Origin of the sequence: Funiculus sociatus GB2-C1 (assembly GCF_039962115.1) — a bacterium.
In the GTDB taxonomy this organism is placed as follows: domain Bacteria; phylum Cyanobacteriota; class Cyanobacteriia; order Cyanobacteriales; family FACHB-T130; genus Funiculus; species Funiculus sociatus.
Window position 1 is genome coordinate 1 of record NZ_JAMPKJ010000116.1, and the last position, 10,622, is coordinate 10,622.

10 protein-coding genes and 2 pseudogenes are annotated in these 10,622 nt (G+C 42.2%); 1 reads left to right on the forward strand and 11 read right to left on the reverse strand.

The window, feature by feature from the left end; genetic code table 11:
• Positions 1–127 precede the first annotated feature (127 nt).
• The 11 genes and pseudogenes from NDI42_RS28060 to NDI42_RS28110 all read right to left on the reverse strand — a co-directional run bounded on the left by NDI42_RS28060 (position 128) and on the right by NDI42_RS28110 (position 9,421).
• Positions 128–1,012: a class I SAM-dependent methyltransferase gene (locus NDI42_RS28060; protein ID WP_190450596.1), complete on the reverse strand. Its 885-nt coding sequence runs from the start codon at positions 1,010–1,012 to the stop codon at positions 128–130.
• Between the two features lie 1,178 nt (positions 1,013–2,190).
• Positions 2,191–3,039: an alpha/beta fold hydrolase gene (locus tag NDI42_RS28065; protein ID WP_190450598.1), complete on the reverse strand. Its 849-nt coding sequence runs from the start codon at positions 3,037–3,039 to the stop codon at positions 2,191–2,193.
• A gap of 16 nt (positions 3,040–3,055) precedes the next feature.
• Positions 3,056–3,406 carry a hypothetical protein gene (locus NDI42_RS28070; protein ID WP_190450602.1) on the reverse strand — a complete coding sequence of 117 codons (351 nt, stop codon included), beginning with the start codon at positions 3,404–3,406 and terminating at the stop codon, positions 3,056–3,058.
• 213 nt (positions 3,407–3,619) lie between these two features.
• Positions 3,620–4,480, reverse strand: coding sequence for a hypothetical protein (locus NDI42_RS28075; RefSeq protein WP_190450604.1), 861 nt, complete (start codon positions 4,478–4,480; stop codon positions 3,620–3,622).
• Positions 4,481–4,702: 222 nt separating this feature from the next.
• Positions 4,703–5,221 (reverse strand): hypothetical protein, encoded by a 519-nt coding sequence (locus NDI42_RS28080; protein WP_190450606.1) that lies wholly within the window; start codon positions 5,219–5,221, stop codon positions 4,703–4,705.
• A gap of 36 nt (positions 5,222–5,257) precedes the next feature.
• Positions 5,258–5,506: pseudogene (locus NDI42_RS28085) on the reverse strand (hypothetical protein); the annotation flags it as partial.
• A gap of 244 nt (positions 5,507–5,750) precedes the next feature.
• The gene (locus NDI42_RS28090; RefSeq protein ID WP_190450610.1) at positions 5,751–6,236 is read right to left on the reverse strand and encodes a hypothetical protein; all 486 of its coding nucleotides are present in this window, start codon (positions 6,234–6,236) and stop codon (positions 5,751–5,753) included.
• A gap of 192 nt (positions 6,237–6,428) precedes the next feature.
• Positions 6,429–6,689 (reverse strand): AAA family ATPase, encoded by a 261-nt coding sequence (locus tag NDI42_RS28095; protein ID WP_199310902.1) that lies wholly within the window; start codon positions 6,687–6,689, stop codon positions 6,429–6,431.
• A 13-nt stretch (positions 6,690–6,702) separates the two neighbouring features.
• A complete protein-coding gene (locus NDI42_RS28100) occupies positions 6,703–6,900 on the reverse strand; it encodes a hypothetical protein (protein ID WP_190450611.1) in 198 nt (65 codons plus the stop codon).
• A gap of 301 nt (positions 6,901–7,201) precedes the next feature.
• Complete coding sequence (locus tag NDI42_RS28105; RefSeq protein WP_190450617.1) at positions 7,202–7,990, reverse strand: PEP-CTERM sorting domain-containing protein; 789 nt, start codon at positions 7,988–7,990, stop codon at positions 7,202–7,204.
• Between the two features lie 45 nt (positions 7,991–8,035).
• The gene (locus tag NDI42_RS28110; protein WP_190450618.1) at positions 8,036–9,421 is read right to left on the reverse strand and encodes a calcium-binding protein; all 1,386 of its coding nucleotides are present in this window, start codon (positions 9,419–9,421) and stop codon (positions 8,036–8,038) included.
• 158 nt (positions 9,422–9,579) lie between these two features.
• Here NDI42_RS28110 and NDI42_RS28115 point away from each other — a divergent pair.
• Positions 9,580–10,520: pseudogene (locus NDI42_RS28115) on the forward strand (IS701 family transposase); the annotation flags it as partial.
• Between the last annotated feature and the right edge of the window lie 102 nt (positions 10,521–10,622).

Here is a 10,622-nt window from a genome sequence, read left to right on the forward strand (position 1 = left end):
CTAGTTGTCAAAATCACCGCTTGCCGAGGCAAATAAATAACCACTGCAAAGTGTAAAAACGAAAGTATTTTTAGTTTATATATTTACCCTTTCACTACATATTTACCACCACCAATATCGGAGTCCATCAATTTTCGTCAAGTATAGGCATCCGAGCGCATAAGCTATACATCAAAGGGATAGAAGGTATATCGGAGGGAGAAACCATGCGCCGTCCAGGTAATTCTTCCATTGTGTCAAATAACTTGCAACCATTAGCATAAGAATATTCTTTGAATACTTCTAGATTTAGCTTAGCTTCTAATACTGCTGTAATAATTTCTCCAGTACCCCATTGAAATTCATGGGACGGATAGGGATTACGAAAGTTTTCGATTCCCTTTTCATAAACCCAAGGTGTTAGCCCGCCAGCCGATTGTGCTACGTAATCGATGATGCCATCTGACCAAGTCAATGGTTTACCGTCAGTAAAATAGGGATATTTGAGCATCCATCCTTCATCAAACATCATGGCAACTGGATGGAATTCAACTACAACTAATCGCCCGTTTGGTTTTAGTATGGAAGCGATCCCTTTTGCCCATAAATCGATATTAGATAGCCAACAAATTGCGCCGTAAGAGCAAAATGCTATATCAAAACGTTTGTTCGTTTTTGCTGTTTCTGCTAGCCAATCGTAAACATCATAACGATGGAATGTTGCATGAATGCCAGATGTTTGTGATAGCTTTTGAGCAAATTCAATTGCTTCATCACTGATATCTACGCCAGTTACTTTAGCACCCAGTTGTGCCAAACTTAAGGTATCCTGACCTGCGTTGCATTGGAGATGAACTAAGGATAAGCCAGCGATGTCACCTAGCAGTTCCTTTTCTTCTGGAAAGAGGGTACTGCCACCTGCTTTGAAAAACTTCGCTTGGTCGCTTTTATGACTGTTGTGCGCTTTAGTCGCTTCGTTCCAAGATAAGCGGTTCTCTTGGTGTAGTTGGTTTCTATTAGGTACGTCTGCCATGATGTTTGCTTGGATGCTTCTCGGTTGCTGTTGGGATTGGTCAATATTAAAGGTTTTAAGTCATACAAACTTAGCTTTGTTACATAAAGTAAATGGGATTTTTGCTACATCGTGCCATTTATAGTAGAGTTGAGATTTGATATCTTCCCAGGTAATTTTAGAATCGAGATTAGGTTGTGTACAAACTAATGAAGTTTGCAAATACAATGTTAAAGCCTTTTCAGGCTAAATGTCGAATAACAGATTATTTGTCGTCTTAACAACTTGTTATCGTTGAACGTTCCTATCGCTATCAAAGCCTAAATATATTTGGATGAAGAAAAGCTGGAGTTAAAACAATTATGGCTTTAAATAGGCATTTCTACCAAAGTGTTACTTAGCCCAAAAACCCTATTGTAAAAGATTTGAAAGGTTTTTTGATGAACGACACCAATGTGTTATCTGACAACTGAGGATTAATCGCGAGAGGATTAATCGCGATATGTCTCAACGGGGCATTTAAAAATATCTGGTTATGTGCCAGCATTTTAAAAAACTCTGGTTAACTATTACCTTCAAAGCTTCAAATAGAGTTCAGATAAATGTGCAGTTTCTTGATTGCCCAAAGTGAAGCTAGTCCAGCTAAGCAAAAAAACAAAGCGAATATTAATGTTCTAACGTTCCTTCGTAGGCAGATGTGTAAGCTAGAAAGGTTCCATCGAAGTAGCAAGCTAATATAGCCAATCCGTCATAAGCCGCTATAGCGGTTCTCGGTTGTGTGAGGTAGAATCTCAAAATTAGAAAGCTTGATAAGACTGGATTTTGGTATACCTTACTCGTATAAGAACCGCTATAATTAGCTGAAAACTTTATTTACAGGGAGCCTAAATTCGGGGCAACAATGAATGATGAGATTACCTAGTATGATTGCAAATTGTCCATAGATTTGATTGACGAAGGAAACCCAACATCCACTTCTATTAAAATCCCAGCCTTTTAGACCCACTAAGCCCACCAACTCTATTGTCTTGAGACAGTTGTTGGTTTTAGGTTATGTCACTTTGAGTTGTGAAATGCCAACAATTCAGAACACCGACTTTTTTAAGGGGTTTGTGTTCTCTCGTTCACGAATCAGATAGAACTGCTATAGTTAAAACGCTCAATAGAAGAAGATATTGGGTTGCCTATGTAATTAAGAATTAGTTGTTTCTCAGCCACTCAAGCAACTCTTTATCGAATAGCTCTGGTTCTTCAAACTGAGGCGCATGACCGCTCTTTTCAAATATGCGGATAGTCAGATTACTGAACTTGTCTCTTACTCCTTCCCACATATACGGTGGTGGAACGAGGTAATCATAGCGACCTAGAGCAAGGAGTACAGGCGCTTGTAACTTATCTAAGTTCTCGGTAATATCTATGTCTCGAAAAACCTCGCCCCATACATAATCAAACATCGCCATATTGACTTCTACACCCTCCCAGAGTTTTGTTGCGTCATAGTTGTAGTCAAACCAACTTTTAGGCCCCATAAGAAGACAATAAGTAATAAAAGCTTTCGCAGGTGCAGCTTCCATTTCTTGAGACAGCCTACTTAAGTTTTTAGCAAGCGCTGCTTTACGCTCAGGGCAAACAGAGTCATTCAAATATCGTTGAGCAGCTTCATGCCCTTCATGCGAGTAATTCGGGCCTACACACATCATTACCAGATGAGATACATGGGACTGATATTTCTTGGCATACTCCAGTGCCATAAAGGCATGACCTGAATGACCAATAACAATAATCTTGTCAAATCCTAACTCTTTCCTAACCAGTTCAATATCATCAACCAGTGAGTCTAACTGGAACAAAGAGGTGTCTTTTGAATCATAAGGAGGTGAGAAACCTCGATGATCGACAAAGACCAACTTTAAATGGTTACGAAGATTTTTAGAAAACGTTCTTGAGTAATACAATGAACTTCCAACCACGATAGTAGGAGTCCCGTTACCCTCAACAACATATTGGAGCTTAAAACCATTTGAATACACATAGCCTGTTAGAGACATATTCTTACCTCAGCTTTTATCCCGGAACAGCAGGCACCTCTCGGAGCAAGTCGGGTTCGTTGTGTACAAACGTAATTTGCAATGTCCCTACTAGCTCTTTCTGTTTCAGCGTCGATTCGTTAGCAGGCATGAGTTGCTCCAGGCTCTCTTGGCTCAAATGCAAACCTGTCTGGAGCACAGAGGCAGCGAGTCTGTCCAAGTTGGTGCTTGGCACCTCAAAGTTGATACAAATTAAGATGTTCGAGAAAAGGTGGAAATCAGTAATCCAGGCTCCTGCTTTGCTAATCGCCTCACTCACACGAGCCGTCATACCAATCCGTTCGGCTTTGGTGAACCCATCCAAGCGTAGAAACTGTGGCTCAAACATAGGCTAACCTCTCAAATGAATCAGCTCCACTATAGAGGAGTGACAAGAGAGCTGTCTTCATCCTGCAAGTTCACCTATTTGGGTGAGATAAGACAACACTCATTGCGACGTATGGCATACGGCTTCAATGTTATGAGCGTCCGGATCTAAAACGAACGCTCCATAGTCGCCGGGAGCGGGAGCAAGCATCAAACTTAAGAATGGTGCAATATCTCAGTATCTAATCGTTTGCCAAAACCAATGGTCTTTAAGTTTAACAACTCCAATCCCATATGAATCCTCAGCGCGAAATTGGGAGATATCTTTATTATCTGACCTGTAAATAAAATTATCAGCTCCATCTCCAAATCCATAAGTCCGTTGCAGAAATTGAATTATTTTTGCCTCTCCTTCTTTAGTAATTTTGATGCTTCCCCTGTAGTTTTTCATACCCCTATTTGCCAGATAGCTATATTTGCAGGGAAGCTCAACAGACCCATAAACATTAGGAACCAACTTTCCTGAATCTACTAAAGCTACTACCGCTTCAAAATCGGCTGATTTTGAATTGAAGTTTATCGGTGTAATATAAGGAGTTTCGCTAAAAAAGACAGCTAAGCAAATTGCTGAACTAATTCCCCAAGGAATTAAAGCTTTTTTTATTTCCTGGGCTTTGATTTCCTTGAAAAAAGAGCGGTTGAGTCCTATTAAGGCAACTCCCGGCTTCAAGAAAGTATATGTTTTTGGGAAAAAGGACTGGGTTCCACCTAAAATAGGAGAGATAAGAATACATAAAACTACTGCCCAAACTACAGAATGCAATATACCTAAAATAATTTTTCGAGATGAATTGTTATCTGAATGAATTGACCACCAAGACGGCCATAAGCAGAGAAAAACAAAAAATAAATAAAAATCTCCCAAAAGCAGCAAAGATTTTAGGTGCCATTGGCTTAGCCACTCAACCCATTGGCAGCGGAAAAACTCAGGCAGTAATATTAACAAGCCGATGACCGCGACTATTAGAGAGAATATTTTAATTTTAGTAGTCAAAAATGACTGCTGATTGGATGCACCACCGGGACTATTATTCATGGTTTAGACTGACATTAAAAGATAAAGGTATCCAGAATAACCTTATGTTAGATTTTTAAAATTCTCTAACTGTTCAAAATCAACAAATTTCAACTTGCCTTTTCCCCAAGCCTATTGTGAACCCCAACTAAAATCTCTCTAACTGTCCATCAAACGCCTTATTAAGCCGCTAAAATCGCCCCTTTTGCTCCTTAATCGCTCCCTAGTAAAAATTCAGCGATATCATCCTTTTTGGACTGCCTTCATTCTCATAATTATGCTATTTATTATTATTAAATCAGCCGTTCCAAGAAACAATCCTAAAAACAAATAGCTTTGCCAGCGACTGTCATCTTCTTGAGCGCTAAAAGATGTTTGATTGGGGTCTTTTATAAAGTTATTAATCTCAGTAGGTAGGGAGGCTGTATTCCAACTCGGCCCATAGAATCCAGTCGGAAGGGAAACTTCTCCCCTCTCGGTTTTTAAACGGGTATAATAATTGGTTTTTTTAGAGGAATAAGAGTAGCTTTCTAAGGATGCTGATTTTAATTCTTTTACGGAGAAGCTGCGAACCTGTTCTTTATTAAATGGCCCAGTGAGCGTTTTCAATTCACAGTTGCCTTGATTGGAGTTTAGTCGCTGACAATTAAATGTGGTAAAAGTTGTAGGAAAAGCCAAAAGAATTACTGCCAGCCCTACAACATTAAAGGTCAACAACAATCCCAGGTGAATGAAAAAATCGCTGGCTTTGTTCAGTTTCATTGTCCGGTTATTTATAGTTTGCTTTCAGAGGGTAAATACGAACGTCCAGCTTCCCTGAACTCTGCGGTGAACTTTTTGGAAAAAGAACTGCATTGAGAAGCTTTTACCGCTGCCTTGGGTGTGCCAGAATACTCCGAGTTTTCCTTGGTTTTCTCGGATGTTTTGTACGGCTTCTAAGCAATTATTGACACCGAGGTACTGGTGATTTTTGGCTACGAGTTTGATTAAGCCGCCTTGTTCCTCGCTAAATAGAGTGAAGTTTTCGACAATATCTAAGAGTTTGGAGCAAGACTGCCTTTGACGGAGGCTGCTGCTAGACGGAGTGCTTTCAACTCGGCGTAATCGTCAGAGTTGTACCATTCATGGTACAACTCTAAACTAGAATAATTAGATCGGAGCGAAAATTTAGCTATTTGTAGGGGTTGACGGCATTCGCCTGCAAGGATTATGGCTAGTTAGAGAGTGTGGATTAAGGTTGATTTGCTGTATTTGAAAAGTGTAGAAATCAACCTTGCAATCGTTGCTACTGCTACCTGCGACCATCCGCCATCGCTAACTGACTCTTCAAGTCTTTCAACTGCTGTGGACTGAAGACATTGAGATACTTTGGCGCGATCGCCGGAGTCAGCAGTTCTAGCATCAAGCGGTTCTCAATCCAGAATTCAATAACATCAAACAAGCCATCCCGATTCGCCGCAAACACTCGCCATCCTTCCCGTACACCAATCCGTTCGATTTCCTCCAAACTGATGGGAACCGAGATTGCCGCGTGGACAGAGCTGTATTGAGAAGATTGTCCATTGAGCTGAAATCCTGCTTGACCTGACCAGGCATTGGGAATCAGTTCAGTTCCCCCTGGGTAAAGCTCAATCATTGTGCCAAATTCATCTCCTGCTAGTGCTACGTAACTCCCAGGATTGGGTGGAAAGGGAATCACACTACCCTGCATGATTTCTGCCAGAACGGAAGCAACGTGCTGAGGATTGTTAACGGCGATCGAAATGTGATGAAGCATCGAAATCTCCTTTAGAATGGACGAATGGCGAACTAGACTGTACGGTTTGATTAATACAAGATTAGACTGTACGGTTCGGTCGTGTCTTACTCCAATCGGGTCATCCAATCGGGTCATCCAATAATTAAATCGCTAACAATTTGCTTTTGAAAGATGCGTCGATTCACATCTCCAGAACAGTCCCAAGTATCGTCATAAGGGATATCTACATACATCACAAACAAACACCAAGTCATAGCGTGAAGCTGCCCGATTAGCTAATTTGGCAAGTTGTAGTGCTGCCGTGTTGTGATAGTACAGTGAAAACATATAGGTGGTAATCGCATTGGTATCCGTAAATAAGTACCGATTTGCCTGATATAGCCGTACTTCTTCACGGTTCAAGTGTTCAGAAGCAATCTCAACCAATTGTTCGAGAGACAGCCGACTAGACAAAATGGTGAAATGTAGCAAAGATTCAGGGTTCCTACCACCCTTCCACAGCCGCTAAAAATATATTGATAAGCGGGTGGTCAACTAGCTCTTTTACACCTTCAGTGCCAGCCTTTTTCAGCGCTCCAACTACCCGTGCTTTTAAGTTTGGATTATTCTCGATCTGCCTAATGGCTTCTGTTACTACCGCCTGTTTCTCTAGTAGGGTATTAGTGGGATAAGACTGCTCCATCTGTTGTAGGAGCTTCTTAATCTCTACTGCTGCCTCTACAAAACTATAAAGGTGATTAACTGTCCAATCACCCGGCTCATTTCAACCCCTATGGAGACTTTGGTTTGATTGGAAGTTCTTTATTGTGGAGCTTGAAAGAAGACCCTTGTATGAAAACATCAACTAAGTGTATTTGTATTCCTTTTTGAATACCTCTCCTCTGTGATTACTCTATTTGTCAATAGAGATGAAAGAACAGTTGTGCTTTACTAAGAGGCACAGTTGATATAAATGCAAATAAATACTTAGTTAAGATTGTTGCCTAAGCCTTTGTTTCCTGTTTACGCTTGAGCATGGAACTAGCACCCACTGCGCCAAAAACTAACAGGCTTAAAACAGAAGCAGGTTCAGGCACTGACTGCGTAGGTTCACTAGGAGCAAACACATAGCGCATATCATCCAGCCCAATGATGTCACCCATGTAGCCACTACTGCCAGCTTGTCCCGCGATAGTAATCGAGGAAATGGATTTGCCAGCAGATGTAAATCCAAGGAACTGTACACCGCCATCATCATTTTCTGCGAGTGACAAAGACTGCGAAGAACCATCCGTGAACTCGACAAAGTATTTCCCTCTGATACCTTGAACACCTGAGAAATAAGCTCCCCAGGCTTGAATTGGATTTTCAAAAGAAAAAGTTAGACTGACAGGATTAAAAGGATTGTCAGGGCCAATACTTAGGAATTTGCTACCGCCTGATGTTGTATTGTGTCCGAGCAAGGAGTAAGTGCCATCACTAACACTTTGAGCCGAGGAATTGGGGTTTAACCAGGTTGCAGTTACACCAGGAGTGATACTTAAGGTAGAGTATATTCCTGTTGTTAAATTCTCGAAATCAAGCACATTAACACTTCCCAATGTTGCTGCAACTGAATCGAAAGCTGCCGCAGCTGAATTTGAGTTGGGACGAGATTGTCCCGATTCTAAGCCTGGATCATATCCTTGATTGAGTGTAATAGCTGTTGCTGGAAAGCCTACTACCCCTAAAGCAATAAATGCTGCACCAGCTGTAACCATTGAGAATTTTTTGGCGATGGCAGGAATACCCATAAAAATGCGACGCTCCAAAAATGTGAAATCAGATTGAATTTATTGTTATGCAAAGACGAGAACATCAGCGTTAGTCATCGCCAGTCCAGTAGAAAGGGTGGCAAATTGCACTTGTGCAGTTCCACCAATACCGTCTTTATCAAAGAACAAACCGCCAGTTGTGCTGTTGTAAATGAAGCGATCACCTGCGTCCCCTGCACTAGCACCGATGCGGAACTGCGAAGCTGTAATTGCCGCCCCAACTGTTAGCCCCGCATTGGCAAACATTGAGCCAGAACGAGTAGCAATGCCAATCGTGTCGTCTGCTACTGAAAAATCTGTAATCCGATCTACAGCGCTTGACTTGCCATGAAAGTAAAACTTATCGGCACCAGTACCGCCTGTGAGCGTGTCGCTGCCAGCTCCACCCACCAAAGTGTCGTTTACAAGACCGCCCATTAAGGTGTCATGCCCAGCTTTGCCTCTCAGGGTATTAGTGTTATAGTTCGCCCCGGTAATGGTGTTGTTGAGTTCGTTACCCCTACCATCGAGAGCAGTACCTAAATCGCCTAACATAGTTAGGTTTTCTAGGTTTGCCCCCAGCGTATAACTGACCAAAGTTTCAACCGTGTCTATGCCACCGTCGGCAGCTTCGATAATTGTGTCGTTAGTATCGGTCATGTAATAGGTGTCGTTGTCAGCACCACCATCAAGGATATCGCTGCCGCCGCCTCCCCCAAGTCTGTCATCCCCAGCGCCACCAATTAGCGTGTTGTTGGCATTGTTGCCGCCAAGTCCGTTGGCGAGATCATTACCTGTGCCATTTATCGCCGCATTCCCTGTAAGATATAGCCTTTCCAGGCCCGCACCCAGTGTCCAAGTAATGCTCGATTCAACTAGGTCTGAATCATTTTGATTAGAAGGATTGCTAAACTGCTCGATAATCTGGTCGCCTATGTTGTCAACAATATAGGTATCGCTACCAGCGCCACCTTCCATGCGGTCGGCACCCGCACCCCCATTGAGAAGGTCATCGCCAAAGCCACCAAATAGAGAGTTGCTGGCAGAATTTCCGTATATTTGGTTGTTTAGATCGTTACCTGTACCATTAATTGCACTATTACCAGTAAGAACCAGCTTCTCTAGGTTGGCACCGAGTGTCCAAGTAATGCTCGATTGTACGGTGTCGAAGCTATTACTATCATTAGGGGCTTTTTCATCAATCACGTCAGTGCCGTCAACGATGTAGGTATCGCTACCAGCGCCACCCTCCATACGATCGCTACCTGTTCCGCCATTGAGGATGTCATTACCCAACCCGCCAAAGAGAAAGTCATTACCTGCTAGTCCGTTTATGATGTCATCGCCATTAGTTCCGTTTAAGGCAGGGTCATTACCGTTAGTTCCGTTGATGGTAGCCATACTGGGTGAGATTGTATCGAATGTATCCATATTTAAATATTTCCAGGAGCGATCGCACTTCGCCCACTTAGCTCACCCATTTGGGTGATATTAGATACATACATCTACCACTACAGTGTTTTTATCGCTCTTCTGTCACTCTGGGTGGAGGATAATGAGCTAAAACAGCTAAAAGCCAGAATTCGCGTATGACAGAGCCACGTGCAGCCAAGCCGACCGTGAAATTTGTGGATGATTACTGCCAATGGTATCAACCACTATTCCCAGAAGTCAGAAGTTTTGAAGCTTTCAAAAATTTGCATATCGGGATGCTAGCAGACATTAAGAGAAAATCGCTACCTGCAATAGCTATCTTTAGCGGGGCTAGACCAGGAACAATCATTACACCACTTTCTCACGGTATCCCCCTGGCAGGTAGAGCAGTTGAGAGAGCAAAGATTAAAGCTAATTTTACAAGTTCTAGAGGAAAGAGAAATTATCTTAATAATTGATGAAACAGGTGATCGGAAAAAAGGGAATGATACGGATTACGTCAAACGACAATACATTGGAAATTTAGGCAAGGTAGAGAATGGGATTGTGGCCGTCACAGCTTATGGAGTAATTGACGGAATTACGGTTCCATTAACCTTTGAAGTGTATAAACCTAAAGAACGGCTCCAAGCGGGAGATAGATACTTAAGCAAACCTGAAATTGCTGCTCAAATAATCAGAGAACTACAAGCCTTGGGTTTTAAGTTTAAACTTGTACTTGCCGATAGTTTATAGGTCGAGAGTTGCAGTAACTTCATTGAGGTGTTGTACGAGTTGAAGTTACCGTTTGTTGTAGCTATTCGCAGTAATCACGCCGTGTGGTTGCCCAAGGAGCAACGGGTGCGCTGCAATCGAAAAGCGAGAATTTAAGCGGATATTTTCAGATGGCACAGCCCAGCAAAGATATATCCGTGAGATTATTTTCGGCAAGCGTCGTGCTACTCAGTTTTGGGAAATTACAACCGACCCCAAAACGTTACCTAAAAACTCAACTTGGTATGTAATGACTCATGTTCCAGAAATCAAATATCACCAAGTGGGTAATTTTTACGGTTTGCGGAATTGGGTAGAATATGGCTTAAAACCTCACCGTTCGCTCATTTGGATGACCCAGTAGCCAAATAACCAGCCTTAAGTGTAGTCTGACTAAGCAATTACAGGATTTGGCAGACGCTTTAGGGGGCGGAGATTGAAGAGA

What these genes read in the sequence shown, in the direction of transcription:
- NDI42_RS28060 (WP_190450596.1), bottom strand. Translation starts at nt 1,012, where the DNA reads ATGGCAGACGTACCTAATAGAAACCAACTACACCAAGAGAACCGCTTA.
- NDI42_RS28065 (WP_190450598.1), bottom strand. Translation starts at nt 3,039, where the DNA reads ATGTCTCTAACAGGCTATGTGTATTCAAATGGTTTTAAGCTCCAATAT.
- NDI42_RS28070 (WP_190450602.1), bottom strand. Translation starts at nt 3,406, where the DNA reads ATGTTTGAGCCACAGTTTCTACGCTTGGATGGGTTCACCAAAGCCGAA.
- NDI42_RS28075 (WP_190450604.1), bottom strand. Translation starts at nt 4,480, where the DNA reads ATGAATAATAGTCCCGGTGGTGCATCCAATCAGCAGTCATTTTTGACT.
- NDI42_RS28080 (WP_190450606.1), bottom strand. Translation starts at nt 5,221, where the DNA reads ATGAAACTGAACAAAGCCAGCGATTTTTTCATTCACCTGGGATTGTTG.
- NDI42_RS28090 (WP_190450610.1), bottom strand. Translation starts at nt 6,236, where the DNA reads ATGCTTCATCACATTTCGATCGCCGTTAACAATCCTCAGCACGTTGCT.
- NDI42_RS28100 (WP_190450611.1), bottom strand. Translation starts at nt 6,900, where the DNA reads ATGGAGCAGTCTTATCCCACTAATACCCTACTAGAGAAACAGGCGGTA.
- NDI42_RS28105 (WP_190450617.1), bottom strand. Translation starts at nt 7,990, where the DNA reads ATGGGTATTCCTGCCATCGCCAAAAAATTCTCAATGGTTACAGCTGGT.
- NDI42_RS28110 (WP_190450618.1), bottom strand. Translation starts at nt 9,421, where the DNA reads ATGGATACATTCGATACAATCTCACCCAGTATGGCTACCATCAACGGA.